Origin of the sequence: Carnobacterium inhibens subsp. inhibens DSM 13024 (genome assembly GCF_000746825.1) — a bacterium.
GTDB classification, from domain to species: Bacteria; Bacillota; Bacilli; order Lactobacillales; family Carnobacteriaceae; genus Carnobacterium_B; species Carnobacterium_B inhibens.
Genome location: NZ_JQIV01000006.1, coordinates 1,259,717 through 1,285,711, shown reverse-complemented (window position 1 = coordinate 1,285,711; position 25,995 = coordinate 1,259,717). Strand labels below are relative to the sequence as shown.

25 protein-coding genes are annotated in these 25,995 nt (G+C 35.2%); 13 read left to right on the top strand and 12 right to left on the bottom strand.

Annotated features, from left to right (window positions below; all coding sequences use genetic code 11):
• Positions 1 to 225: 225 nt before the first annotated feature.
• Positions 226 to 879 (bottom strand): 2-keto-4-pentenoate hydratase, encoded by a 654-nt coding sequence (locus BR65_RS07270; RefSeq protein ID WP_244877158.1) that lies wholly within the window; start codon positions 877 to 879, stop codon positions 226 to 228.
• 346 nt (positions 880 to 1,225) lie between these two features.
• Positions 1,226 to 2,191 carry a glycosyltransferase gene (locus tag BR65_RS07265; protein ID WP_034537585.1) on the bottom strand — a complete coding sequence of 322 codons (966 nt, stop codon included), beginning with the start codon at positions 2,189 to 2,191 and terminating at the stop codon, positions 1,226 to 1,228.
• A gap of 253 nt (positions 2,192 to 2,444) precedes the next feature.
• On the opposite strand from BR65_RS07265, the gene BR65_RS07260 reads away from it, so the two are divergent.
• On the top strand, positions 2,445 to 2,996 hold the full coding sequence (locus BR65_RS07260; RefSeq protein ID WP_034537583.1) for a GNAT family N-acetyltransferase: 552 nt from the start codon (positions 2,445 to 2,447) through the stop codon (positions 2,994 to 2,996).
• 86 nt (positions 2,997 to 3,082) lie between these two features.
• The gene (locus tag BR65_RS07255; RefSeq protein WP_034537582.1) at positions 3,083 to 3,421 is read left to right on the top strand and encodes a thioredoxin family protein; all 339 of its coding nucleotides are present in this window, start codon (positions 3,083 to 3,085) and stop codon (positions 3,419 to 3,421) included.
• 65 nt (positions 3,422 to 3,486) lie between these two features.
• Here BR65_RS07255 and BR65_RS07250 read toward each other — a convergent pair whose 3' ends face one another.
• The 4 genes from BR65_RS07250 to BR65_RS07235 form a co-directional block, all read right to left on the bottom strand.
• Complete coding sequence (locus tag BR65_RS07250) at positions 3,487 to 4,719, bottom strand: NAD(P)/FAD-dependent oxidoreductase (RefSeq protein ID WP_081901365.1); 1,233 nt, start codon at positions 4,717 to 4,719, stop codon at positions 3,487 to 3,489.
• A 23-nt stretch (positions 4,720 to 4,742) separates the two neighbouring features.
• The gene (locus BR65_RS07245) at positions 4,743 to 5,540 is read right to left on the bottom strand and encodes an SDR family NAD(P)-dependent oxidoreductase (protein ID WP_023179154.1); all 798 of its coding nucleotides are present in this window, start codon (positions 5,538 to 5,540) and stop codon (positions 4,743 to 4,745) included.
• A 110-nt stretch (positions 5,541 to 5,650) separates the two neighbouring features.
• Complete coding sequence (locus BR65_RS07240; protein WP_023179152.1) at positions 5,651 to 6,571, bottom strand: YsnF/AvaK domain-containing protein; 921 nt, start codon at positions 6,569 to 6,571, stop codon at positions 5,651 to 5,653.
• A gap of 99 nt (positions 6,572 to 6,670) precedes the next feature.
• Positions 6,671 to 7,519, bottom strand: coding sequence for a MurR/RpiR family transcriptional regulator (locus tag BR65_RS07235; RefSeq protein WP_034537580.1), 849 nt, complete (start codon positions 7,517 to 7,519; stop codon positions 6,671 to 6,673).
• A 132-nt stretch (positions 7,520 to 7,651) separates the two neighbouring features.
• Here BR65_RS07235 and gnd point away from each other — a divergent pair, with 132 nt between their 5' ends.
• The 8 genes from gnd (at position 7,652) to BR65_RS07195 (ending at position 15,585) form a co-directional block, all read left to right on the top strand.
• Positions 7,652 to 8,548 carry a phosphogluconate dehydrogenase (NAD(+)-dependent, decarboxylating) gene (gnd, locus tag BR65_RS07230; RefSeq protein ID WP_023179149.1) on the top strand — a complete coding sequence of 299 codons (897 nt, stop codon included), beginning with the start codon at positions 7,652 to 7,654 and terminating at the stop codon, positions 8,546 to 8,548.
• A gap of 191 nt (positions 8,549 to 8,739) precedes the next feature.
• Positions 8,740 to 10,206, top strand: coding sequence for a PTS mannitol transporter subunit IIBC (locus BR65_RS07225; protein WP_023179148.1), 1,467 nt, complete (start codon positions 8,740 to 8,742; stop codon positions 10,204 to 10,206).
• Between the two features lie 50 nt (positions 10,207 to 10,256).
• On the top strand, positions 10,257 to 12,362 hold the full coding sequence (locus BR65_RS07220) for a BglG family transcription antiterminator (RefSeq protein ID WP_034537578.1): 2,106 nt from the start codon (positions 10,257 to 10,259) through the stop codon (positions 12,360 to 12,362).
• Positions 12,363 to 12,382: 20 nt separating this feature from the next.
• Complete coding sequence (locus tag BR65_RS07215; RefSeq protein WP_023179146.1) at positions 12,383 to 12,826, top strand: PTS mannitol transporter subunit IIA; 444 nt, start codon at positions 12,383 to 12,385, stop codon at positions 12,824 to 12,826.
• Between the two features lie 223 nt (positions 12,827 to 13,049).
• Positions 13,050 to 13,286, top strand: a complete 237-nt coding sequence (locus tag BR65_RS07210) for a hypothetical protein (protein ID WP_023179144.1) — start codon at positions 13,050 to 13,052, stop codon at positions 13,284 to 13,286.
• A 30-nt stretch (positions 13,287 to 13,316) separates the two neighbouring features.
• Entirely contained in the window at positions 13,317 to 13,628 is a 312-nt protein-coding gene (locus BR65_RS07205) for a hypothetical protein (RefSeq protein ID WP_023179143.1), read from the top strand.
• A 294-nt stretch (positions 13,629 to 13,922) separates the two neighbouring features.
• Positions 13,923 to 14,849, top strand: a complete 927-nt coding sequence (locus BR65_RS07200; protein ID WP_023179142.1) for a metallophosphoesterase — start codon at positions 13,923 to 13,925, stop codon at positions 14,847 to 14,849.
• Positions 14,850 to 15,078: 229 nt separating this feature from the next.
• Positions 15,079 to 15,585, top strand: coding sequence for a class A sortase (locus BR65_RS07195; protein ID WP_051932694.1), 507 nt, complete (start codon positions 15,079 to 15,081; stop codon positions 15,583 to 15,585).
• A gap of 294 nt (positions 15,586 to 15,879) precedes the next feature.
• Here the strand turns inward: BR65_RS07195 and BR65_RS07190 are convergent, their stop codons facing one another.
• Positions 15,880 to 16,767 carry a fructose bisphosphate aldolase gene (locus BR65_RS07190; protein ID WP_034537577.1) on the bottom strand — a complete coding sequence of 296 codons (888 nt, stop codon included), beginning with the start codon at positions 16,765 to 16,767 and terminating at the stop codon, positions 15,880 to 15,882.
• Between the two features lie 203 nt (positions 16,768 to 16,970).
• On the opposite strand from BR65_RS07190, the gene BR65_RS07185 reads away from it, so the two are divergent.
• The 3 genes from BR65_RS07185 (at position 16,971) to BR65_RS07175 (ending at position 21,382) form a co-directional block, all read left to right on the top strand.
• Entirely contained in the window at positions 16,971 to 18,407 is a 1,437-nt protein-coding gene (locus tag BR65_RS07185) for an MDR family MFS transporter (RefSeq protein ID WP_023179140.1), read from the top strand.
• 479 nt (positions 18,408 to 18,886) lie between these two features.
• Positions 18,887 to 20,794, top strand: a complete 1,908-nt coding sequence (locus tag BR65_RS07180) for a heavy metal translocating P-type ATPase (protein ID WP_034537575.1) — start codon at positions 18,887 to 18,889, stop codon at positions 20,792 to 20,794.
• A gap of 93 nt (positions 20,795 to 20,887) precedes the next feature.
• On the top strand, positions 20,888 to 21,382 hold the full coding sequence (locus BR65_RS07175; protein ID WP_051932693.1) for a Dps family protein: 495 nt from the start codon (positions 20,888 to 20,890) through the stop codon (positions 21,380 to 21,382).
• A 14-nt stretch (positions 21,383 to 21,396) separates the two neighbouring features.
• Here BR65_RS07175 and BR65_RS07170 read toward each other — a convergent pair whose 3' ends face one another.
• Genes BR65_RS07170 through phnC form a run of 5 tightly spaced genes read right to left on the bottom strand, consistent with a single transcriptional unit; the run spans position 21,397 to position 25,926 of the window.
• Positions 21,397 to 21,840: a hypothetical protein gene (locus BR65_RS07170; RefSeq protein WP_034537574.1), complete on the bottom strand. Its 444-nt coding sequence runs from the start codon at positions 21,838 to 21,840 to the stop codon at positions 21,397 to 21,399.
• Positions 21,841 to 21,875: 35 nt separating this feature from the next.
• Positions 21,876 to 23,453, bottom strand: a complete 1,578-nt coding sequence (locus BR65_RS07165) for a bifunctional metallophosphatase/5'-nucleotidase (protein WP_034537571.1) — start codon at positions 23,451 to 23,453, stop codon at positions 21,876 to 21,878.
• A 29-nt stretch (positions 23,454 to 23,482) separates the two neighbouring features.
• The gene (gene phnE, locus BR65_RS07160) at positions 23,483 to 24,292 is read right to left on the bottom strand and encodes a phosphonate ABC transporter, permease protein PhnE (RefSeq protein ID WP_034537569.1); all 810 of its coding nucleotides are present in this window, start codon (positions 24,290 to 24,292) and stop codon (positions 23,483 to 23,485) included.
• 12 nt (positions 24,293 to 24,304) lie between these two features.
• The gene (phnE, locus tag BR65_RS07155) at positions 24,305 to 25,126 is read right to left on the bottom strand and encodes a phosphonate ABC transporter, permease protein PhnE (RefSeq protein WP_051932691.1); all 822 of its coding nucleotides are present in this window, start codon (positions 25,124 to 25,126) and stop codon (positions 24,305 to 24,307) included.
• A gap of 14 nt (positions 25,127 to 25,140) precedes the next feature.
• Positions 25,141 to 25,926 (bottom strand): phosphonate ABC transporter ATP-binding protein, encoded by a 786-nt coding sequence (phnC, locus tag BR65_RS07150; RefSeq protein WP_034538684.1) that lies wholly within the window; start codon positions 25,924 to 25,926, stop codon positions 25,141 to 25,143.
• Between the last annotated feature and the right edge of the window lie 69 nt (positions 25,927 to 25,995).

Genomic DNA, 25,995 nt, shown 5'->3' with positions numbered 1-25,995 from the left:
ATTAAATAAGACGTAACCGCTGAAGAGCTGACAAACTGTGATTCACATTGAACCCTTAGATATGGCTACAAGCAACTCTTATTCCTCTAGAAAAAATTTTGTAATCAATTTAATTAATCTATTATTATTAAAATTTAGGCTAATTTAAAAGGCATGACCCAAATTACATTCGGAATCATACCTTAATAGTTTATCCTTTTTCTATAATTGACAAATTGCAAATGTTTATTCGGTAATCGTTAGGGTTACTGTTCCAAAATAGTCGAATTCCCCTTTATAAGTACCTGCAGCTAATTCTTTAGGCATAACAAAAGTACCAGAAGACACAAACATACCGGGTTGAAGAGACAAACCATGCTCACCTAATTTTTTTAGCAGCCATTCCATGGCTTTAACTGGATGCCCCATAACTGTTTTTGAGGAGTCTTGAGCTAAGATTTGGCCATTGTATACCAATTTTCCTTGTATATTATCTAAATCTTCATATGTAGCATCTTTTGCTTCACCATAGCTAACGTATCCACCTACAGCTCCATCTGCACAGACCTGCTCTTTTGGCATTTTGGGAAACCAGTCTAAGAAGCGAGAATCTGGTATTTCTAATCCTGGTGCTACTTTAGTTTTTTGAAGAATATCTTCAAGTGAGTCTTCAGCAGTTAATTCTTCCTTAATAAGAAAAATTAATTCTAACTCTATCAAGGCATTAGCAGTATCTTTTGATAATGAAAGTCTATCTCGGACACGTTTATTCGTTAACTGACCATATAAAGGTTCCGAGGCGCCAAATAGAGCTTGGGTTTCTGGACTTGTCATACTGATTTTGTATCCTTGAAGTTTTTCACCATTTTTTTCTTTTACGGCAGTAAAAGAATGCTGCATAGTGTAGGCTTCTTCTAAACTGATATCCTTAGGAAAGGTATCTTTCTCTAAAGGCTGAATATCTCTATATGAAGGATAGAGTTAATGGTTTATGAATTTTGAATGTGTCATAGTTTAATCTCCCATCATTTTGTTATCTTTTTTTAATCTGATTATCATTATATCATTTATAGAAAAAAAGACTAACTTAAACGATGTTTTTGATAAATAAACTAATTATAGTAGGAATTAAAAAGTCTATTTGGCTATGACCAAAGGCATATTTATATTATTGAAAAAAGAGCAATGCATAACTAAGTTCTTTGTTCTTTTATTAATAGGCTTATGTTAACTGACGAAAATTGTGTCATTCTACTAGATGCTTCTTATAAAACATATCCCAATAAATTTTGCCTAAGCCGATATTTCTGCGTGTGATCATACAACATTTCTTCAAGTCTTTATCTTTATGCTCATTTAAATCATAGTGGTATAAGTTTTGTTTCAGATTAATAATTAATAGATCATTCATATTTTCTGGTGTAGCTAAAAGGAATAATGAAGAAAGAGTCAAACGAATATAATAATCCTTAAGTACACGCGTATCAATGGAAGAGTCTTGTGACAATAAATCAACGGCTTTTTCTATTGCTTTTAATCCCGTTAATTTTTCTTTGTTTTGAAGAACATTTACTGGTAAATGTTGACTAAGATAATAATGATAATGAGGAGGCGGGTTGTAAAGGATTTTTTTACTTTTAAAAAAGCAGTGCATTGCGACTAGCAGATCTTCATAATGATCAATTTCCTCATCAAAACGTATAGTAGGATTGGAATTAAAGATTTTTAATTTGAAAAGTTTGTTGCATAAGAAGCTATGTATTCTTGTTTGAGCTAGACAAAGTTGGATAGCCTCGTTTTTTGACATGAATTGTGTTTCAATAGGATCTGAAACAATGAGTAGCTCTTCTATAGTATCTTCATAATATCTACACGTAATTGTATCTGCATTAAATTTGGCATTAATAGTGATAAGGTATTCTAACATTTCTGCATCAATCCAGTCGACAGAGTTAACAAAACAAACATACTCTCCCTGTGCATATGAAAGACCAATATTTCTTGCGACAGATAAGTTGCCTCTTTCTATGTGAATGACATGGAATCTTGCATCAAGTTTTGCAAACTTATCACAAATTTCGCCGCTTTTATCGCTAGACCCATTATCGATTAAAATAACTTGTAAATTACGATAAGTTTGGCCTTTGATGTTGTGCAGGCATTTAGGTAACAATTTTTCAATATTTTGGACTGTTACAATAACTGAAATCATGACATTCCCTCCCAACGATGATAGTTTTAAAACCTGAGAAAGATTCATTCAAAACAAAAAATCATAAACTTATTGGATGTGCTTATGTTAAGTTTATGATATTATCCTTCTTTGTCAATATTTAGAAGATGAGAAGAACAGAATACCATTCTTTTAACATATAATTAAAGCAGCTCAAAATCCTTTTGGGTTGACGAAATACTGTCATACTGCTAAATTAAGAACACAACTTTAAAACAAAGTGGGGGATTATATGGAAGAAAAAATCTATCAATTAAGCTGTTACAATCAGGTAGAAGGAGAGCGAATACTGCTTCGACCAATGACCTTAAAAGATGCAGAAGATATGTACGAATATGCTTCTGACGATGAAACTGTTCGGTTTGTTTTCGAAAAACATACTAATTTGGAAGAAACGAGAAAAAACATTGCGAATTATTTTATGAAAGAACCACTGGGAAAGTATGCAATTGAATTGAAGGAAACTGGAAAAATGATTGGCACGATTGACTTAAGATTAAAAAGTGGCGCCAATAGTGCAGAGATTGGATACACATTAAATAAAAATTATTGGAAAAATGGGTATATAACGGAAGCAGGAAAATTAATAATTGCGTTGGGTTTTGAAAAACTGGGATTAGAACGAATTTATGCTTGTTATGATATAGAAAACCCAGCTTCAGGGAAAGTAATGGAACATCTCGGTATGACGTATGAAGGGACATTAAGAAAAAATAGAATCCACAAAAAACGTGATGTGGATGATGTCTATTATTCCATTTTAAAACAAGATTATTTTTCTTAAGTAAAGGGTTTTAGCTATATAACTAAGTTTAGGTAAAAAAATAATCGGCTAAATAGTTGATTAATCAATAGAAAGAAGAATGCAAAATGAATACATTTCCTCAAGCTGTTTCTATGGATGAAGTTTTACGCTTTATAGAACAAAATGACCTTGCTTTTGTTTATATTTCAAGAAAAAGTTGTGGTATCTGCCATGTTATTCAGCCGCAAGTGCAAGAGATGTTAAAAGAATTTCCATCCATTAAGCCTATACAAGTTAGTGCAGATGATATTCCTGAAGTTGCCAGCCAATTCACAGTATTTACTGTTCCAGCTTTATTGTTATTTGCTGAAGGCAAAGAAGTTATCCGTGAAGCACGATTTGTTGTTATGGATGAGCTGCATGGGAAGTTCAAGCAAGTTGTTGGAAATTTTACAAGTAGATAAAAAATAGCACCATTTTTCAGCTCTAATAAATCAGCTGAAAAATGATGCTATTTTAATTTAAAAGATTATTTTTCTTTAGAACGGATCATTCCTTTTAAAGATTGAGGATTAGTTGGCGGATCACTAAGAATAGCACGAACACTATCCAAATCTGGTTCGACATTCCAAGTTAAAATACCTACAGGAAGATCATCTTCTAAGTAGTAAACCACTTTTCCGCCATCTACTGCATCTATTATTGTATTTAATGAAGGGTCTAACGTACCAATTGCTTTCCAAGAAATAGAAAAAACGACAGAATAAAAATAAGGCGTATACGTGTAAGCTTCACCTGATTCAGCCATTGCTTTACCCGCTGCTTTACCAGATTTTCGGGCATGATCAACGTGTTCGATACGCGTTCTGCCTAGAATTTTATCGGGATAAAAAGCAATATCACCAGCAGCCCAAATGTCAGGATCGGTTGTTCGCAACTGTTCATCAACATAAACGCCATCATCGACTTTAAGACCGCTTTGTTCGGCTAATAAAACACGAGGCGTTACTCCTAACCCAATGACGATAGTATCACCTTGTACTGTAGATCCGTCGTCAAGTTGAAGACTTAACTTGCCATCTTCTTTTGTATAAGACTCTGCGCGTTTATTATTTAAAAGATTCACGCCAGCTTCTCGGAAAGAATCTTCATATTCCTTAGCGAGTTCAGCAGGAAACTGGCTGCTTCCTAAAACTTTATCCGGATAAATAAGTGTCACTTTAGTATTGTTTTGTATCAAACCAGCCGCTAGTTCTGCTCCAATATAACCGCCGCCGACGACAATGACATGCTGATTGTTTCCTGAGAAATTACGCAAACGTCTGTAATCAGACCATTCTCTAAACACAATCACATGTTCATCATCTGGACCGTCAATTTTTGTAGGTTCTCCACCGGTAGCAAGGAGCAATTTTTTATACCGAATAGAAGTACCATCTTTTAATTGAACACGATGATTTTCTCGTTCGATAGCAGTTACAGTGGTATTCAATTTAAGGGTAACTCCTTTTAGCTCTTTTGTTGTATTAAGGGCTACTTGGTCTTGAGTAAACGTACTGTCCGTCCATAATTTTTTTGTCAAAGCAGGTCGAGTATAGGGCTCATCGCTATCGGCAGAAAGAATTCCGATGCTGCCAAATAAATCTCTTTCTCGTATGCCTCGAGCAGCAGTGTCTGCCACCATCCCGCCACCTATGATCAGATAGTCGTAGGCTCTAGCTGTATCTTGAGGATTCAGTTTTTCACTTGTATAATCTACCATTTTGTATTCCTCCATTCTTAAGGTTATATCGACGCTACTGAGCCAGCGTCTACGCGGTAATTTGCACCATTTATAAAAGAAGCTTTGTCTGAGCAAAGAAAGGCAATGACAGCGGCTACTTCTTCAGTTTGACCGCGGCGTTTCAATTCAAGGTAAGGTCTTTTTTTATCTAAAAATGATTGGATAGCTTCATCTTTTGAAACAGATAATTCTTCAGATCTTTTTTCCATCATAGTGTCGGTCATCGGTGTTTCGATAAAAGCAGGAGAAACGGAATTAACCAACAATCCTTCTCTGGCGTATGTCCGAGAAAGACCTTTTGACAACGCAAGAATTCCAGCTTTCGCACAACAGTATGGGATTTCATCATCATAAGGTTGGACCGCATCTTCAGAGGCTAAAAAGATAAGTCTGCCCCAGCCACCAGTTCTTAAGTCAGGCAGAAATTCAGATACTAAGCGTACAGGTCCTAGTAAGTCTACTTCCATCGTATTTATCCATCCTTCATCATCTAACTCATGAAAGAGTCCTTGAGCTCCAGTAATACCAGCTGATTGAACTAAAATATCGATTTTCCCGACTTCTTGAGCAATTTTTTGATGAAGCTTTTTCAAGTCATCTATACTTGTGATGTCTGCTGGGTAATGGAAGACTTTGTCCGGCTGTCCAAGTTTTTCTGCTGCTTGAGTTAATTGATCTGGTTCTTTATCGGTAAGAATAACCGTAGCTCCTTCTTCTAAAAGAACACGAGCAGTTTCCCAACCGATACCCGAGTCAGCTCCGGTAACTAAGGCTATTTTTCCTGTAATACCTAATTCCATAATGGCTCCTCCTAATGTATGTTAATTTAACTGAATAAAAAAAGCATCAATAAGGAAATTTCCATATTGATGCTTTCTGTTATTCGCTCTGAATAAGAAATTAACTTAGTCTAAAGGGGTTTGTTGTCGTCTTCTCCTTCGACAGTAACATCTCCATGTGTTTGAACATCTAGGTCTTCTTTACGAACAGTATCTGAAACTTCTTTAACTTCTTCTTTTGTTTCTTTATTAATCGTTACTTCATCTGTAACGACTGCACGTTTATTCACGTCAATTTGTTCTTCCGTAACAGGTATATTGATTGTTTCAGCTTCTAGATCAAGTGAGCCGTCAGTAGGAGTTTCATCTGTTACAGGATGTCTTTCAATGGTCACTTCTTCATGTTTAACGGGTACATCAATGGTTTGATTTTCTTCATTGACTGTCTTGCTTACATTCACTTCGCCCGTTTGAACTTCAGTAGTGCCAACATCTAATCGTTCTTCTTTAAGTTGAAGCTTTTCTTCATTATCTGTTAGTGTGGGATCTACTGTTGAATAATCGGTTGTATCGATCGTATCTAATGTATCAGTCGTATCGATTGAATCAACAGGAGGAACAGTAGCGTCCGCGGAGTCCATTGTTCCTAATGGAGTGCTGTTATCAAAATCTTCAGCTCCAGTTTCTTCAGCAAAATCATCTACCAATACTACAATAGAGCCATTTTTGATATCATCTTTATAGCTGCTCAAGACTGATTCGTCTGCTTCATAGCCTTCATCTGTTGTATCAACATTTGCGTTCTCAGCCTCATCATCACTCATTGTAAAAACATTTTTTACTTTGTCCATGAATGATTCGTCGTCTCCGTTATTCTTATCTGCATGTTCAGTTGAGACACCTACATCTAAATCATTAGGTAAAGTATCAGCAGTTTCTCTGTTTGTGACGAGTGTGATTAAGTTCTTATCGTAACCATCTGCAACAACTTCATCAATAGCGACTCTTGCTTCTTCTAACGTGAGGTAACTTCCTTTTACAAATTTACTCATAATATTCTATTCCTCCCTAAGATTTATATTGTATGTTTCGTAGTCATTATATAAAAGAAAATGAGCTGAAAGCAAAAGAAAGTGCTTGAAAAACGATTATTATAATTTTGTCTGAGAAATTACTTTACGGACTTCATCAAGTGAATGTGTGGCAAAATCACCTGTTTTGAACATTACGCTAACAAACAAAGCGTCGATCAAACTTAGTTGTGTGATACGAGAAGTTAAAGCTTCAGAACGATAGTCCGTTTCTTCAGCTGTTGATAACAATAAAGCATCTGCAAATTTTGCTAAAGGAGAAAGTGAATAACTCGTAATGACGATTACTTTTGCTTTTTTTTCTTTGATGATTTCAGCTAATTGGATAGTGTCTTTGGTGATACCAGAATGGGAAATAATAATGGCGCAATCGTTTTCAGTTAATCGAGAAGCTTGCATCATTTGTATATGAGTATCTTGTGTATACGTAGAATTTAGTGGGGTACGCAAAAATTTATGATAAGCATCCATTGCAATGATACTAGAGCCGCCGACGCCAAAGAAACCGACCATTTTAGAAGCAGTTAAGAACTGAACAGCTTTGATCAGCTCTTGTTCATCCAATAATTTTTTTGTGTCGTTTAACGACTTGACATTGGAGTCAAAAACTTTTTGTGCCATCAGTAGTTCATTGTCTTCTTTAGAAATGTTTTCATGAATAGATAAAGAACTATTTACTTTTTCTGAAGCTAAAGCAATTTTGAAATCTTGAAAACCATTGTATCCTAAGCGCTTACAAAAGCGGAAAAAAGTAGCATCTGCAACTTGGATGGTATCTGAAATATTGCTGATGGTTCCATGCATAACTTCCTCGGGGTGTAAAAGAATAAAATCTGCAATCATTTTTTCTTTGCTGCTTAAATCGCGATAGATCGATTTGATTTTCAAGTTAATATCTTGAGTTTTCATATTTTTCACCTACTTAAAAGAGTTTAAATCAGTATATCATACATTTGATAAAGAAAAATATTTTTTTTAATGGTTGCAAAAAGAAAAAATATTTCATATACTGAAACCATAAATACATAAGGAGTGGTGAAATTGGAAATTGGATTAATTGGTTTAGGAAAAATGGGATACAATTTAGCCTTAAACTTACAAAAGAATGGTCATCATGTGATAGGTTATGATAGTTTCGAAGCGGCAAGAAAACATGCCGATGCAAATGGAATCAAAACCGCAAATGATTTAAAAGAACTGGTTGCCAGTCTTAAACAAACTAAAATTATTTGGATCATGGTTCCAGCGGGAGATCCATTAGAAAATGTTTTAAGTGAAGTCAATGAATTGTTAGGACCAAATGATATCATCATCGATGGAGGAAATTCACACTACAAAGATTCTATTCGACATGCCGAAGTATCTGCAGCAAAAGGTATCCATTTCTTAGACATGGGAACATCAGGTGGTACGAGCGGCGCGAATGCAGGTGCTTGTTTAATGGTTGGAGGCAACTCAGAAGCATTTGCGATAATTGAACCGATTTTGAAAGGGATCTGTGTAAAAGACGGGTATTTATACACTGGGAAATCTGGTAGCGGCCATTACTTGAAAATGGTACACAACGGGATAGAATATGGCATGATGCAAGCGATGGCTGAAGGTTTTGAAGTTGTCGAAAAGAGTGAATTTGAATATGATTTGGCCGACGTGTCAAAAGTTTGGAATAATGGTTCAGTCATTAGAAGCTGGTTAATGGAACTGGCAGAAAGTGCCTTTCAAAAAGACGCTCACCTTGATGAAATAAAAGGAATTATGCAATCTTCGGGTGAAGGGAAATGGACGGTAGAAGCAGCTTTGGATGCAAAAGTTCCGACGCCTGTGATAGCACTCTCTTTAATGATGCGGTACCGTTCTTTAGAGGAAGATACTTTTACTGGAAAAGTAGTTGCAGCACTTAGAAATGAATTTGGCGGCCATGAGGTCACAAAAAAATAAGATAGCAAAAAAGAGGCATTATTTCATATTTTGAAATAATGTCTCTTTTTAATTTAACAGCATACAGCCTATTTTTAAAACTTGTCAATTTACTTTTGACAAGTTTGTATTCAATAGTCGTTGTAAGCGGAAACAAACGATTGTAAGATTATCCTATCAAAGAAATAAAGGAATTCAAGGAGGAAACCAATATGGAAGCTGTAAATAGTAAAGAAAGAATAAAAGAGAAAACGTCTATTAAAGTTGGTGCACAAAAAGTAGGGACTTTTTTAAGTAATATGGTTATCCCAAATATAGGTGCCTTTATAGCTTGGGGAATAGTTACTGCATTATTTATTCCTAACGGGTATTTACCAAATGAGAAACTTGCTGAGTTAGTAACACCAATGATTACTTACTTACTGCCATTGTTAATCGGGTACTCTGGTGGGAAAATGATTTCGGGTCACCGTGGAGGGGTAGTAGGAGCAGTTGCTTCAATCGGTGTTATCGTTGGGACTGATGTACCTATGTTTATTGGTGCAATGATTATGGGCCCGTTCGGTGGTTGGGCTATTAAAAAGTTTGACGATATTTTTCAATCTAAGATAAAAGCTGGTTTTGAAATGTTGGTCAATAACTTTTCTAGTGGGATCATTGGTTTTATCTTAGCTATTATAGGGTATTTAGGAATTGGACCCATCGTTTCAAACATCATGGCTTTTTTAGGAAATGGAATCGAATTCATGATCAATGCAAACTTACTGCCATTGGTTAATTTATTCACTGAACCTGGTAAAGTCATCTTTTTAAATAATGCAATCAATCACGGAATTTTAGGGCCACTTGGGGTTGAACAGGCAGCTGAGACAGGAAAATCAATATTATTTATTCTATCTGGAAATCCAGGTCCTGGTTTTGGCGTTTTATTAGCGTATATGTTGTTTGGTAAAGGAACTGCCAAGGCTTCTGCACCTGGTGCTGCGATTATCCAATTTATTGGAGGTATACATGAATTGTACTTTCCTTATGTGTTGATGAAGCCTTTAATGATTTTAGCAGTCATGGCCGGTGGAGTAGCGGGAACTTTAACGTTCACATTATTTGATACAGGCTTAGTTGCTACTGCATCTCCTGGCTCAATTCTTTCAGTTATTGCGATGACGCCTAAAGGAGAATATTTACAAATCTTAGCTGGCGTTTTAGCGTCAATTGTTGCGTCCTTTGTTGTTGCGATGCTTATTCTAAAAGCAGACCGTTCCGAAAATGAAGACTTTGAAAGTAATGTAACTAAAATGCAAGGAATGAAAGCAGAGTCAAAAGGTATAGTTCTAAATACAGCTTCTGATAATCCCATAGTTGAATCTGAAAGTGTTGGACAAACGATTTCTTCAGCAAATGTTAAGCGGATTATTTTTGCTTGTGATGCTGGAATGGGTTCCAGTGCAATGGGAGCATCGATTTTGAGAAATAAAGCAAAAAAAGCCGGTCTAGAAATACCGGTTACGAATTCAGCAATCAGTGATTTAGAAGATGAAGAAGGAACGTTAATTATTACGCAAATAGAATTAAATGCCAGAGCAAAACAACAAACACCAAGCGGAGTGCATGAAACAGTTGATAACTTCTTAAGTAGTCCTAAATACGATCAAGTTATTGAAAGTTTACTCCGTTCTTGATGATATAATAGCAGAGTAAGGAAAAAAGAGAGTAGGAACGAGGGAAAGAAATGTATTTTTCAATAAAGGAAAAGCAGCTATTGGAATTGCTTTTACTGAATAAAACAGGAATTTCTTTGGAGGTCTTGGCTAGAGAAATGGAAGTGAGCAGTCGAACAATTTACCGCGAACTGTCCATAGCTGAAGACACGTTGTCTCTTTATCAGATTGCTCTTAATAAAAAGTTAGGTACTGGTTTTTATTTAAGTGGTGAAAGAGAAGAATTAAAGCGATTGAAAAAAGATTTATTGAATACAGATCTTATCTTTGACTCGAAAGATCGTCAGAGTTACCTGATTTGCCAGTTGCTGCTGACAAAAGACAACGTTAAATTAATAGGATTGGCACAAGATTTTAATGTCAGTCTAGGAACAATTAACAATGATTTAACCAAAATAGCTGAAATCATTGAAGGATTTCAAATGACTTTGCAACGAGGAAAAGGCAAATCTGTTTCCATTAAAAGCGATGAAGAATCTTTGAGACTGATAGTTAGTAGCATCATTACTAGCAAGTTGAATGAATATGAGTTTCTTAATTTTTTTCAAAACGAGTACAATGAGGAGCATTTTGAGAGAGTAAAGAAGACTAGAATGCCTTTTTTATCATTTCTAACCTATCGGTATTTTAAAATAGCAACTCAAGTTACCTTTCGGATGAAGCAACACTTTTTTGAAGATATATCAAATAGTGGACTAATGCAATTTATCGTTATTTTAACATTGATTATTATGCGTTTGTCAGAAGAGAATCAGCTGAATGACATTCATTTTGAAGAAAAAGAAAATTCTATTCTCACTAAAGACATAACGGATTATGTGATTGAAGATATTTTTCAAGAAACAGAGTTGCAATTTTCAAGATTAGAACGAAGCTTTTTAAAAAAGGCTGTAAATGGTGTGCGTTTTTTTCAAAAACAAGATTTGTTTTCGGCAGACTATAATATGGAATTAACTTATCAAGTTAAAGATTTTATTCACCTAGTTGAAACAGAAGTTCATTGGAAATTTAGCAAAGATCATACACTTTTTTCTGGTTTGTTGTCACATATGGAATCTTTACTGAATCGTACGATTACGCAAGTTCTTCAAGTAGAAGATAGTTTGTATGCAACTATTCGGGAACGCTATCCCGAAATTTATAAAGGTGTAGTAACAGGGTTAGCCGGTGTCTTTCCAAATAAATGTTTTTCAGAAAATGATTATATTTATCTGGTTATTCACTTTGCTTCTTCCTGGGAAAATGACAAAAAAATATACGGATTAAAAGCGATGGTCATTTGTTCCAGCGGAATCGGAACCTCGAGGATATTAGAAAACCGATTGAACAAAAATTTTTCTGAGTTGAAAGAAGTAACAGTTGTTTCTCTTTCTGAGGTGAATGACTATGAGTTAACAGACTTTGATTTTATCTTTTCAACTATTTTCTTGCCGCAATTTTCGGTACGTTACCACTTGATCACGCCGATGCTTTTGAGTGAAGAATTAGTTAAGATTAAAGGATTAATAGATGAATGTATTGATCAAAAAAAGCATTATACATTAACCGATTCAATAAAAGAAATAAACAAACAGAGTAACGAAACGTTGCCCGCAGAAAGAACATTAAAGGAAATTCATCATCTATCCAAAACAGCATTAGGTATTTTAAATTATTTCTCCATTGAGCCTGTTGTGGGAAATCAGCCGTTAGAAGAAACACTTTTATGGATTTGCCGCCAACTACAAGATATTGGCGTTTTAATAGAAGCTGAAAATGTGCAACAAAAGTTAATTGAACGAGTAAATATTGCTCCGGTAGGAATACCAGGGACTCAAATGGGACTTTTTCATGTGAGAAATATTGATGTTGCTTCCAGTTATTTTGGGATCTATGAATTAGAACAAGAGGTACCCATCGTAGGAATCGACAGGAAAGATATGGTCTTGAAAAGAATATTGATAATGGTCGCACCTTACCCGTTAAATGTAATTGAACGTGAATTGTTAGGCTTGGTTAGTAGTATGGTAATCGAAAATGACAGTACCACAGCTTTATTTGACAAGGGCGAGGAAGAAGCGGTACGAAAGAAGATTGAAAAGGAATTTAAAGCCTATGTATTAAAAAAGACTCATTAAAAATAGAGGAGTGAATGGAAATGGCAGAATTAACAAAAGAGTTGATTGAATTAGGAGCAACAGCAAAAAACAAAGAAGAAGCTATTCGTTTAGTAGGTAATTTATTGGTTGAAAGCGGAGCAGTAAATAAAGATTATATTGAGAGCATGTTGGAAAGAGAAAAGACTGTATCTACTTACATGGGAAATTTTATCGCTATTCCCCATGGGACTGATAGTTCAAAAAAAGATATCTACAAAACAGCCATTTCGGTAGCAACCTTCCCAGATGGGATCGATTTTAGTGAAACAAGCGATGAAAACAAAGTCTTTGTTTTATTTGGAATCGCAGGTAAAGGCGACGAACATTTAGACTTGTTGTCGTCTATTGCTATCTTTTGTTCAGAAATTGAAAATGTGCAAAAATTGATTGAAGCTAATACACCAGAAGAAGTGATTGAATTATTGAAAACAGCAAATGAATAAGGTTTAATTAATAAGAGTAAAGGTATAAAAATTCAGTAATTGAGAAAAATAGGACATAAAAAGCTATGAGACGAGTTTATTTAAAACTTACCTCATAGTTTTTTTGTAGAGTTTAAACGGTTGTCGAGAGTATAAAATTTAAAATAAAGGAGCTTAAAAGAATACTTGTAGTTGACTAACTGAACATATGTTCGTATAATTTGAGAGAGATGAGGTGATCAATATGGAAAAAGGAATGTGCTTAAAAGGTTCAGTAGAAAAAATTAAAGTTTTGAAATTAGAAGAGGCTCCTTTGGTACGGTTTACATTAACCGTAAACGAGGCATGTAAGGAAAACTGTCTGATTAAGTCAAATGCTCTTAATTTTCTTTATTTGGTCACCGAAGGAAAAACAATCGTCCTATTTGGCAAGAGAAATAAACGGAATCAATTTGTTGTACAAAAATACCACATAGTATAAAACTCATACTTCAGAAAGAAGGGGATAAGAATGAAAGTTTTAAAAGAAGGTATGTGGAAGAGACCATTAGAAGCAGCAGATTTATTAGAAAGAAAAGGATGCGACAATTTTACATTGCTGGAAGACAATATAAAAACGGGTGGACGATTGTATGAAATTTGGTGGTATTCCTATCAAGATAAAAATCATATTCTAGCAAAGGGTAAACTGTTTCCTTATCCATTGCATTTTTTTTTATTAGAAAAAGGCGATACATTTGAAGTAACCCACTTTAAACAGTACATAGAAACAGGAAAAATAAAAGAACAGGACTCCGTGCTCTTTCAGCAAACTGGCTTTTGAGAGATAGTAGAAATAAAGAGTGAGATAAGAAAAGTACGAGGCTGTGATAAAACTTCCTACAACAAAAAAACGTTCATTTGTGAAATTGGACGTTTTTTGTCTTTATGTTAAGTAAAAAAGTAACTTTTCATCCCAAGTTCTTAACTGATTGATTTTTGCATAATCTAATTGAGAGTGAACGGAAATTAGAAGGCAATTATTTTTTAAACCAGACCAGATAAAGTATACTGATAATAAGAATAACTATTCAGTTGCTTATGTAAAAAATTGTCAACTAATTATGGGGTGAAAAAGATGTTCACAGATAAACGTTTAACCGAAGCATACAAGAAGGCTAGAGTAGAAGAATTTGACGAAAATTCAAAATATGTTTTCTTTAGTGATATCCATCGAGGGAATGGGAATATCTCAGATGAATTCACTCGAAACCGTAATATCTTTCTTCACGCTTTAAAGTATTACTATAAAAACGGTTTTACTTATGTGGAAGCTGGCGATGGAGATGAACTGTTAGAATACTCTGATTTTACTTATACCAAAAATGCACATAATGAAGTATTCGATATCATCAAAAAATTTTTTGATGATAATCGTTTAATAAAATTGTATGGCAATCACGATATTGCTTTAAAGAACCCTAAATTTGTTGAAAAGAACTATTATACAAATTACGATGAATACACAGAAGAATTTTTTGATTTTTTAAAAGGTCTTCAGCCTATTGAGGCACTCGTACTGAAATATAAAAAAACAGGGCAAGAAATTTTAACCGTACACGGTCATCAAGGTGATGCACCGAATGATCAGTTTGCCTTTTTCACGATGTTATCTTTAAAATTCTTTTGGCGTTTTCTGCATGGATTTGGGATTCGAAACCCATCAAGTCCAGTAAAAAATGTCACTAAAAGACATAAAATCGAGAAAAACTTCAATAAATGGATTCGCAAAAATAAAATCATGCTTATTTGCGGCCATACTCACCGATTTAAATATCCCAAAGATAAAGAGCTTCCTTATTTTAATACTGGTTGTTGCGTTTATCCAACAATTATTACAGGAATTGAAATATCTGAAGGGCAAGTCCGGCTCGTACGTTGGGAGACTAAGGTGAGTAAAAAAGGGGTTTTAACGATTGAAAAAGATACAATGCGAGGACCGGAACCAATCGAGGAATTTGATATGCGATTGGAAGGTTGGAATAAAAATAATAGTACGATATAGATCTAATTAATTTAAAAATTACATCCAACGTAAAGGGGCTGGGAAAAAACTAGCCTCAAATAAAAAAATCGTAATGAAATAATCAAAATTCTGATTGTTTCATTGCGATTTTTATTTTTGACTGATTTTTTGTAAAAAGCATCCGCTTTTCTTCTAGCCTCAAGGGCTAGTTTTTTCCCAGCCCCTTTTTAATTGATTAGCATAGAAGAAAAAGCAGATGAGGGTAAATATGAAAAAGAGAGAAACAAGAGGAAAAAAGAAGATAGGACTCAATTTATTATGGGGTATACTTCTTGTCATCGGCTTATTGTTAGTATTTAGTGATCCTATCAAAAATTGGTTAGTAGTGATGGACTCAGAAAACTTAACGATCAATGCTATGGACGCAACTACGATCGAAAAAAATCAACAAAAAAAGGCTTCTTTCGAATTTGAAGAAGTCCAACTGTTGGATCTTGAAACAGTAGCTTTAGCCCGTTTTAATAGCGATCAAATAAATGTGATAGGCGGTATTAGTATACCTAGTGTCAATTTGAACTTACCAATTGGAAAAGGGACGTCTGAGTATACGTTAGCTTTGACAGCTGGAACCATGAAAGAAGATCAAATAATGGGAGAACGAAATTATGCATTGGCCGGCCACCACATGAAGCGGTCAGATTTACTGTTTAGCCCGTTATATAAAGTTGAATTAGGAGATACAATTTATTTAACAGACTTAAAGTCAGTGTATTAGATGATATTCCAGGTGAAACGACCTTAACACTGATTACTTGTGATGATGATGGAGTAACCAGATTATTAACAAAAGCCGAATTTATCAATAAAGTTCCTGTAGAAAAAGCATCTGCAGAGATGACAGAAGCTTTCGACTTAAAAATAAATAATTAGTAATAGTAGTAGAATAAAATTTTTTTGATTTTTCATATAAATAGGAGTACACTATTATAAGTGAAAACACAACGTATAAGAGGGAGAGCTTCTCCTTATTATACGTTGTGTTTATTATATTGTCTCATACCACTTGATACTAAGCGATTGAGGCATCGTAGATTTGTTTAATGGACTCTTTTAGTAAGTCGTTGTATTCATCATCTGATTGACTAGCACTTAACCCTTCAGATAAAGCTCTTGAAAAACTAGCAATTAGTCCGTGATTATGTGTTAAAGCTTCATTAGCTTTTTCACGTGTATAACCACCAGAGAGAGCAACTACTCTTATCACTCTAGGATGATTGATCAATTCTTTATAGAAATTATCAATTGTCGGAATAGAGAGTTTTAACATAACATTATCTGATTCACTTAAGTTATCTAGTTGAGTCAAAATTGCATCTTTTAAAAGAGCTTCAGATTTTTCCTTATCTTTACTGTTAATATCCACTTCTGGTTCAATAATTGGCACAAGTCCTGCTGAGATAATTTGTTTGCCGACTTCAAATTGTTGGTCAACAACTTTTTTTATAGCTTCAGGATTGGCTTCTTTAATTAATGAACGCATTTTTGTTCCAAAAATATGGCGTTCATTTGCTCTTTTTAACAATTCATCTAAGTCAGGGTTAGGTTTCATTAACTGAACACCGTCAGTTTCTTCTGCTAATCCTTTATCGACTTTTAAGAAAGGGACAACGCCTTTCTTCTCCCATAAATAATCGGCTGTATAAAGGTCTTCGACTTTGCGATCCATTGTTTGTTCAAATAAAATAGCCCCTAAGATTGAATCAGAATTAAAAGCAGGAGAAGTCATAAGACGAGTTCGCATTTCGTGAACCAGGTCAAACATTTCATCTTCACCTGAATAGGCATCTGGTGCAATGCCGTAAAGTTGTAAAGCTGTTGGTGTACTTCCACCGCTTTGGTCCAGTGCTGCAATAAAACCTTGTTCATTTTTCATTCGTTCAAATTGTTCTTTTTGCATAATTTCAGCTCCTTAGATTATTTTTTAGAACAATAAATAGGAAAGCTCAACCCATTGAATGGGCAATGAACCTTTCATTAATTAGTATAGCACTCAATGTTTTAAATTGAAAAAATAAGCTATTATAGGGCACTTTTCTTTCGAATGATTGGTTAATAGAGGAAAAGCAATAGGTTATAAAGATAAATAAAGGAGAGAACTAAATGATTCAAGAAGAAAATAAAAATATGTCATTTACCCAGATTATATCTATTTTAGGTGTTATTTTGATGGGGTCATTCGTGACCATATTAAATCAAACACTTATGAGTACGGCTTTACCCAGTATTATGAAAGAATTTTCGATTACTGCTACTCAAGGTCAATGGTTAACAACTGCTTATATGTTGATTAATGGAATCATGGTACCTATTACGGCGTACCTTGTAAACCGATTTACAACACGGCAATTGTATCTTTTTTCAATGATCGTGTTTTCAATTGGTACACTTGTTGCTGCTACTTCCAGCGTTTATGGAGTATTGATTACTGGACGCATGATTCAGGCAATAGGAGCAGGAATTATTTTACCGTTACAAATGATTGTCGTGTTGTATCTTTTTCCAATTGAAAAAAGAGGTTCAGCAATGGGGTTGATTGGTTTAGCAATGAACTTCGCTCCAGCAATTGGGCCAACATTCTCTGGATGGGTAGTGCAAAATTACCACTGGAATATGTTGTTCTACTTTATCTTACCATTCGCCATTTTAGATGTTGTAGTTGCCTTCTTCGTCTTGAAGAATGTTGGTGAAGTAGGTCGCCCTAAATTAGATTTGATCAGTGTCATCTATTCAACATTAGGTTTTGGCGGTCTATTATTCGGTCTTAGTAATGCATCTTCACATGATTTCATGAGTATTAATGTAGCTTTGCCTTTAATTGTTGGAATTATTGCTTTAATTCTACTGGTTATCCGCTGTAATCATTCAGAAGAACCTTTATTGAACTTTAGTATTTTTAAATATAGAGGATACCGCTTGAATATTATTATTTCATTTGTATTGACTGCTGGAATGTACGGAGCTATAATCTTGTTGCCAATTTACTTTCAAACGATACGCGGAATGACACCGATGGAATCAGGAATGATTCTTTTGCCAGGTTCACTCGTTATGGCTGTTATGAGTCCCATCACTGGTAGAATGTTTGATAAATATGGTTCTAAAAAATTAGCTATGAGTGGATTAATATTGGTAACAGTTGGAACTTTTGTTATTGGTTTAATAAATATTAATACACCTATCTATATTATTGTAATACTGCAAATGGTTCGTACATTAGGTTTTGCATTAACGTTGATGCCAATTCAAACAGCAGCGTTCAATGCTGTCCCTCTAGAATTAGCTTCACATGCTGCGGCAATGTTTAATACTCAACGCCAATTAGCCGGATCAATGGGAACAGCTTTGTTTGTTGTTGTGATGATGCTTGTTTCTCAAAATAAACTAGCAGAACATGTTACAGGACAAATAGCTGATTTAGCTGGTTTTCAAATGGTCTTTAAATTAGTTGGACTACTATCATTAGTAGCTTTCATTATGACATTGTTTATCAAAGAGAAACCATATTTATCTAAAAGAGAACTAGTTGAAAATAATTAAATCTTACTAAAAAGCCCAAGAAATCATCATGATGATTTCTTGGGCTTTTTCTATTGGGCAATGAAATGGGAACTGCTCATGTAGTCAATTGGAATTATTTTGGTAAAAAATAATGAAATAAAGGAGAATAGCATGAAAATGATAGTAGGAACCATTAATCCGCACGCTTTAGAAATTGGGCCTATTCGAATTCATTGGTAGGAAGTGATTATTGCTGCAGCCATCTTCATAGCCATTTCTTTAAGTTCCAAATAAGCAAAAAAGAAAGGATAAGAGAAAGACGTTATTATTGATATGGCTTGGTTCGGATAATCTTTTTATCATTTAGTTGATTTCTTGATGACGGTCAATTTAACTTTTTCAAAGTAATAGTAAAGTAAGTGCATAAGGAACAAACGAAAAGAAAGGAGTTAACTACACGTTAAAAGTTATGACTTAATCAGACAGTACTTTACCATAAAAAAATAGGAGGAATTAAAATGATTGCCCATATAAATAAGCACAAAAACCACATTACTTTAGTTTCAGGTATTCTAATCGCTTCTGGGTTTATTATTGGATTCATGGGAAACATCAATTTTAAAGATAGTGCTTTAATTATAGCTACCCTTGTTGCTAGTGTTCCTATCTTCATCAAAGCCATTCAAGCACTGCGCATGAAAGCTTTTAGCATTGACTTACTTGTAAGCATTGCCGTTATAGGAGCATTATATATTGGAGAATATACAGAATCTTCTATTGTAACTTTTTTGTTCTTGTTTGGAGATTATTTAGAAATGAGAACTTTGGAGAAAACCCGTTCTTCATTAAGAGAACTAGTTGATATGGCTCCTCAAGAAGCATCTATTCTGCGTATAGACGGCAAAATAGAAACGATTCCCGTTGAAGATGTTGAAGAAGGTGATCGTGTCGTTATTCATCCAGGAGGAAAAATTCCTGTTGACGGTAAAATCGTATCTGGCAAAGCTTCAATCAATGAAGCCGCAATCACGGGAGAATCTGTACCAGTTTCAAAATCAATGAATGATAAAGTTTTTAGTGGAACCATTATAGATACTGGCTACCTCGAAATAATTGCTGAAAGAGTTGGGGATGATACAACATTTGCTAAAATCATTGAACTCGTGGAAGAAGCGCAAGAATCAAAATCCAAAGCAGAAAAATTTTTAGATAAATTTGCCAATATTTACACACCGGCAGTTGTGGTGTTATCCATACTTGTTTATGTCATTACGAGTGATTTGCATTTGGCTATCACTTTCTTGGTGATTGCTTGTCCGGGTGCTTTAGTTATTGGAGCTCCAGTGTCAAATGTTGCGGGTATCGGAAATGGTGCAAAAAACGGTGTATTGATCAAAGGCGGAGAAATTATGGATAAATTCTCTAAAGTAGATACGCTGGTATTTGATAAAACCGGTACATTAACCAAAGGGAAACCGGAAGTAACCGATATTCATACATTCAATAACACTAATGCCAAAAAATTATTAGAATTGGTTGCTAAAGCCGAAACGATTTCAGAACATCACTTAGGACAAACAATCGTGAAAGAAGCTCAATCTCGCGGCTTAGACTTTTCGGCTATGGAAATTAAAGACGGTGAAGCGATTAAAGGAAATGGAATTAAAGCTGTTGTAAATAACCAGCACATTATAGCTGGGAACCGTAAATTAATGAAAGCAGAAAATGTTACTATTCCAACAAGTGTTGAAACGTACGCAGTCAAACGTGAAAAAGCCGGCAATTCAGCTGTCTTTATTGCACTAGAAGGACAACTAGCAGGAATTGTCTCCATTGCCGATCAAATTCGTGACGATGCAGAAATAGCTTTAGCTCAAATGAGAGAAAATGGTATTAAAAAAATCGTTATGTTAACAGGTGACAACAAACACACTGCAGAAGCGGTTGCCAAAGTATTAGGATTAGACGAATTTCATGCTGAATTGTTGCCGGAAAATAAAGTAGAATATGTGAAACAACTGAAAGAATCTGGCCATATTGTTGCTATGGCAGGAGATGGAATCAACGACGCTCCGGCAATCGCTACTGCCGATATTGGATTAGCAATGGGTGAAGGCGGAACAGATATTTCTATGGAGACCGCAGATGTGGTTTTAATGGCAGACAAATTGATGCAATTCTCGCATGCTTATTCATTAGCTAAAGCAACAACTCGTAATATGAAACAAAACATTTTTATTGCTGTGGGAGTTGTAGCTATTCTACTAACCGGTGTTTTAATGGGAAGTGTTCATCTAGCATCCGGAATGTTTATCCATGAAGCAAGTGTACTGGTGGTTATTTTAAATGCAATGCGTTTGATCCACTTTAACCGTAAAAAGATGCAAGCAGCCAAGGAAATGAGCACAGTTCCTGTCCATGTTTAATTTGTTTAAAGGATTTTCATTTGAAAGGAGTGATGAGGTAAAGAAGTTAGGCAGGAAGAATAAAAACAATATTTATTTTAGGAGGAATAAACAATGTCAGAAGAACATGGCCATCACAATCCAACTTCAGCAGCAATGACGAATCATATCATTGCCAACCAAGGTATACTACAAATCAAGCTACATCAATATCATTGGTATGTAAAAGGACCAAACTTCTTTACCTTGCATGAAAAATTTGAAGAATTATACACTGAAAATACTCAGTATTATGATAAAATTGCTGAACGTTTAATTGCATCAGGAGAAAAACCATTTTCAACAGCAGAACAATACATTCAATATTCATTTGTACAAGAAGCTGCTTCAGGAAAATACTTGTCCGCAGAAGAAATGGTGGAAAACTTAGTTGATGACTATCGTACAACCCGTGATGTCGCCGGACGTGCCATCATGTTGGCACAAAATGAAAATGATACTGTATTGGAAGATCTGTTAATTGACTACAAAGGCTATTTAGATAAAACAATTTGGATGCTGCAAGCTTTTCTTGGCAAAAAGGCTCTTGAAGGCGAAGAGGATGACTAGAGCGTGTTTTAAAACTAATTCATCAAGAGGAAAATAGTTGCTAAATGACAAAGACTAATTAAAATATTGCAATAGGTCTCTCCATTGCTTATTCGATAGCGAGAAGGAAAATTACTGACAGGTTGAACGTAGAGTTTTATTTGAGTTGGCATAACGACCCTTAATTCGACTAACTCAGAGTCATTTTCTATTTGAGTTGATGTAACGAGGCTTAATTCGATCAACTCAGAGTCATTTTCTATTTGAGTTGATGCAACAAGCCTTAATTCGATTAACTCAGAGCCATTTTCTATTTGAGTTAACGTAATGTGCCTTAATTCGATTAACTCAGAGTCGTTTTCTATTTGAGTTGACGTAATGAGCCTTAATTCGATTAACTCAAAACTGTTTTTCGTTTGAGCAGACGCAATAAGCCTTATTTCGACTAGCTCAGAATAGTGTTCTAATTTTATTAACACAAAAGGAATAGGATAATTATCCCATTCCTTTTGTGTTAATTGACATGCAGTTCTTTTTTTGATTGTATGACTTGGAAATTATTAAACGTATCTGGAGTGATCCTATCGTGTTTTTTAAAGTAATCTGCAATTAGTTCAGTCATATCAACTGTTATTTCACGTATGATTTTATCAGCGCTAAACATATCGTAATTTCCGCCGCCGACTGCCCGATATTGGTTTATGACGACCTCTAACTCATCATTCTCTTGAATGGGCTTGCCACTGTAAGTGAGTTGGCTAATTCGTTTGCCGACTGGAAACGAAACGTCGATGATATAATCGATTCCAGCATACATATCGTAATTGTATTGCTGAGCTTTCGGATACATAAAATCTGAACTGACTTCATATTGCCCACTTGGCGATAAGCTAAAGTAACTGGCTGATTTTTCTAGAGCTTGTCGCAAATCAGATCCAGTTACTCGTACGACTGCAAGAGTATTAGGGTAAATATAATTAGTGACGATATCACGCATGGTTACAGTCGGTCCAAAACCTTTGCTGTCATTTGTAAAAAGGGCAGTTCCAGAAATCGTTGTTCCAGTGGCCTCCATTTGAACTTTATGAATGAAATCAATATAAGGATGTCCAGCTAAACGAACTTGAAAAGGGTCCCCAATCCACATATTCCCATCAATCGTTCCAATATTTTGGTCTAACCAATCTTCAATTTCTTCTTGAAAGGTATTGAATGTTCCTTCTATAGTGGGGTTAGCCTTAGTCTCATTAACGGAAAGAAGTTCAGCTTTTTTCGAAAGAATAACAGATTTTCCGTCTTGTTTTTCTACCGTCAGACAGACTTTTCCTAGTTTATGACCTTTGTCTCCAGGTTGAGTAATAGCAACAGAAGAATCGACTGTTGCGATTTCTCGGTGTTGGTGTCCTGTTAGTAAGACGTCTATACCTGAAACCTTATTCAAAAGTTCGTATCCTTCGTTTTCACCAGTTAAAGCTTCAGTCGGTTCACCGGTAGTTAAGTCTTTTTCAAAACCTCCGTGGTAACTTACGATGACAACATCAGCCAGTTCCCGCAATTTAGGTACATATTCTTTTGCACATGCTGTGGCGGATTGAAACGTTAAACCATTGATAGACTCAGGTTGTTCCCATTTTGGAATGTATTGGGTAGTTAGACCGAGTACGGCTACAGTTAGGTCATCAAATGCGAACAACTCATAGGCTTTTCCAAATGCAGGCTGTCCTTGGTCATTTAAGATATTGGCGCATAAAACAGGATAATCAAGTGCCTCAACTGATTCGTCCAAATACTCTTTTCCATAGTTGAATTCATGATTGCCTATGATACCTGCATCGAATCCAATCTGGTTTAGGAGAGAAGTATAAATCAATGGTTGTTGTTTTTGTTTGGCTGTGTAGTAAGTCAAAGGGGAGCCTTGCAAAAAGTCGCCATTATCGATCACAAGAACGGGGTCCGTTTCTGCGGCTTTGATTTCGTTGATCAGTGAACTAATTTTTAATAAACCAAAAGGCAAGTCTTGCTTTCTTTTTTTGTAATCTGTGGGGTAAATATACCCATGAATATCACTTGTGGATAATATGGTTAATTTCACATCTAAAACTCCTTTAAAAAATAAATGGGTCAACCCTTAATAAGTCTAGCTCTCATTTTATTTGAGAAGAACTCAACTAGCAGAATAAGTACAATCAAGCCAATGAGGATGGAACCTACTTCATTCCAACGATAAGAATTCATCGCAAAGATCAAAGGTGCGCCAATTCCTCCAGCTCCAACCAACCCTAATATTGTAGCATCACGTAAGTTCATATCAAAACGATAAATGGTAATGGATAAGAAATTAGAAAAGAGCTGAGGAATGATCCCGAATCGGATTTTTTCAAAGGTCGTACATCCCATTGACGTCAACGATTCTAAAATGCTAGTATCTAAATCTTCGATGATATCTACATATAGTTTTGAAACCATACCGATAGAAGTAATAGACATCGTCAATACACCAGCAAATGGGCCTGGGCCAGTAATGCGGATAAACATCAGCCCATAGACTAAAGCTGGAACAGTACGAATAACAATGACAACTAAACGAACAACATAAGCAACTGGTGCTGGTACTACGCTTGGAGCCATAAGAAAGGCAATCGGGATAGCTAGAATTGCCCCGAAAATAGTGCCTAAAAAAGCAATACAAATAGTTTCAAATAATAAATAAAGGACACCGCTAGTGGTTAAGCCGAATAATAATTCAAGATCTGGATTCATAAGACCTTTAAAAATATTTGATGCAATGGTTAAGCCACTCTCATTCAAACTTTGTACTTCAATAGAAGAAACGGACCAAATAAAAGCTGCCAGTAAGATAGTGGCTATACTCATTAAGTAGAAGCCTTTTTTAGGTTCCTTTTCAAATTGATTTTCAATCATTTCAGACATCGGCTGCACTCCTTATTGTAATTTCTTTCTAAAATGTTCACTAGTTCGTTCAATAATAAAGACAGTAATAGCTAAAATCACTAAAATCATGCCTACGCTGGAATAATCACGCCATCCAAGTCTTTCATTTAAAAGCAAGCCAAGTCCGCCGGCTCCAACATAGCCTAGTATGGAAGCATAGCGAACATTTCCCTCGAAACAAAATAAAGAAGTTGAAAGATAAGTTGGCAAAATTTCCGGAACGATAGCGTAGCGAAAAGACTGAAGCCTAGTTAGGCCCATAGATTCTAGTGCTTCAAAAGAACCCATATCGATATTTTCAATTTGTTCGTACAATAGTTTTCCAATATACGATAAAGTGAATAAGAAAATTGCAATCGTTCCAGCCAGGGTACCTAACCCAAAAACAAAGGTAGCAATCAAAGCTGTTACTAGAGTAGGCAACGTTCTCAAAACACTCAAAATAAATTTGAAAATACCAGCTGTAAATTTGCTTTTGATAATATTTGAGGAAGCCAGCAAAGCAAAAACAACAGCAACTAGCGAACCAAGTAATGAACCCACTAAAGACATTTTGATCGTATCTAATAATGGTTTCCATATATTAGGTAAGTAATCGATGTTAGGCGGGATCATGTCATTTAGAATAACAAAAAATTCTTGCCAGCGATTTAAAAGAACACTAAAGCTAAAACCAGTCACATTTACCGAAATAACAAAACCGATTATGATCAAAATAAGGATAACAGGTGTTTTAGTTCTTTTTTCTTCAACGACTTTATTGTTAGCCAGCATAATTTTTTTAGGTGGAAATAATTTATCATAAATCGTCATTTTTTATGTCCCTCCTAAGATTGTGGTTGTAAAGTTGGATTTATGTTTAACTCATCTTGAGCTTGGACATCTCCATAAATGACATCTAAAATAGGCTGAGTAACTTCACTTGCTTTGCCATCATAAACCACTTGTCCTTGTCGAATACCAATTACTCGATCAGCGTATTCCAAAGCCAGTTCAACATGATGGATATTTAAAAGAATCGACATGTTCGTATCTTTATTTATTTTTTTAAAATCATCCATTACTTGTTTAGCGGTCACGGGGTCTAATGATGCAACAGGTTCATCTGCTAAAATAATTTCTGGTGACTGAGCAAGTGTACGCGCTAAAGCTACCCGTTGCTGTTGACCGCCAGAAAGTTGATCGACACGCATATACGCTTTGTCTAAAATACCGACTTTATCTAAAGCGGTCAAAGCAGTGATTTTAGTTTCTTTAGGAAAAATACCCAATACTTTTCTCCAATAGGGCAATTCAGGAACAGATGACATCAATACATTGTTTAAAACTGTTGTTCTTGTCACTAAATTAAATGATTGAAAAATCATTCCAACTCTTCTGCGGTATTGTCGGATTTCTTTTCCTTTTAAGGCACTGACATCGATATTGTTGACGATCAATTTACCGCTATTGATGTCATGCATACGATTGACGCAACGAATAAGAGTCGATTTTCCGGCACCGGATAAACCAATAATCGCTACAAACTCTCCTTGTTCAATTTTTAAGTTTACATTGCTCAATGCAGTTACTCCATTTGGGTACGTTTTATTTACATCAATAAATTCTATCACTGTTGTCATAAGTCCTTTCCAAAAATAAAACTATGAAAAAGCAGAATGACCTACTTTTTTCACAGCTTC

Excerpts from the sequence above, each read along its gene's own strand:
- BR65_RS07225 (WP_023179148.1), top strand. The coding sequence starts at position 8,740 with ATGGAAGCTGTAAATAGTAAAGAAAGAATAAAAGAGAAAACGTCTATT.
- phnE (WP_051932691.1), bottom strand. The coding sequence starts at position 25,126 with ATGACGATTTATGATAAATTATTTCCACCTAAAAAAATTATGCTGGCT.
- BR65_RS07270 (WP_244877158.1), bottom strand. The coding sequence starts at position 879 with ATGCAGCATTCTTTTACTGCCGTAAAAGAAAAAAATGGTGAAAAACTT.
- BR65_RS07220 (WP_034537578.1), top strand. The coding sequence starts at position 10,257 with ATGTATTTTTCAATAAAGGAAAAGCAGCTATTGGAATTGCTTTTACTG.
- BR65_RS07215 (WP_023179146.1), top strand. The coding sequence starts at position 12,383 with ATGGCAGAATTAACAAAAGAGTTGATTGAATTAGGAGCAACAGCAAAA.
- BR65_RS07195 (WP_051932694.1), top strand. The coding sequence starts at position 15,079 with ATGAAAAAGAGAGAAACAAGAGGAAAAAAGAAGATAGGACTCAATTTA.
- BR65_RS07240 (WP_023179152.1), bottom strand. The coding sequence starts at position 6,571 with ATGAGTAAATTTGTAAAAGGAAGTTACCTCACGTTAGAAGAAGCAAGA.
- BR65_RS07265 (WP_034537585.1), bottom strand. The coding sequence starts at position 2,191 with ATGATTTCAGTTATTGTAACAGTCCAAAATATTGAAAAATTGTTACCT.
- BR65_RS07260 (WP_034537583.1), top strand. The coding sequence starts at position 2,445 with ATGGAAGAAAAAATCTATCAATTAAGCTGTTACAATCAGGTAGAAGGA.
- BR65_RS07255 (WP_034537582.1), top strand. The coding sequence starts at position 3,083 with ATGAATACATTTCCTCAAGCTGTTTCTATGGATGAAGTTTTACGCTTT.
- BR65_RS07190 (WP_034537577.1), bottom strand. The coding sequence starts at position 16,767 with ATGCAAAAAGAACAATTTGAACGAATGAAAAATGAACAAGGTTTTATT.
- phnE (WP_034537569.1), bottom strand. The coding sequence starts at position 24,292 with ATGTCTGAAATGATTGAAAATCAATTTGAAAAGGAACCTAAAAAAGGC.
- BR65_RS07180 (WP_034537575.1), top strand. The coding sequence starts at position 18,887 with ATGATTGCCCATATAAATAAGCACAAAAACCACATTACTTTAGTTTCA.
- BR65_RS07185 (WP_023179140.1), top strand. The coding sequence starts at position 16,971 with ATGATTCAAGAAGAAAATAAAAATATGTCATTTACCCAGATTATATCT.
- BR65_RS07250 (WP_081901365.1), bottom strand. The coding sequence starts at position 4,719 with ATGGTAGATTATACAAGTGAAAAACTGAATCCTCAAGATACAGCTAGA.
- BR65_RS07175 (WP_051932693.1), top strand. The coding sequence starts at position 20,888 with ATGTCAGAAGAACATGGCCATCACAATCCAACTTCAGCAGCAATGACG.
- BR65_RS07245 (WP_023179154.1), bottom strand. The coding sequence starts at position 5,540 with ATGGAATTAGGTATTACAGGAAAAATAGCCTTAGTTACCGGAGCTGAC.
- BR65_RS07205 (WP_023179143.1), top strand. The coding sequence starts at position 13,317 with ATGAAAGTTTTAAAAGAAGGTATGTGGAAGAGACCATTAGAAGCAGCA.
- BR65_RS07210 (WP_023179144.1), top strand. The coding sequence starts at position 13,050 with ATGGAAAAAGGAATGTGCTTAAAAGGTTCAGTAGAAAAAATTAAAGTT.
- BR65_RS07235 (WP_034537580.1), bottom strand. The coding sequence starts at position 7,519 with ATGAAAACTCAAGATATTAACTTGAAAATCAAATCGATCTATCGCGAT.
- BR65_RS07200 (WP_023179142.1), top strand. The coding sequence starts at position 13,923 with ATGTTCACAGATAAACGTTTAACCGAAGCATACAAGAAGGCTAGAGTA.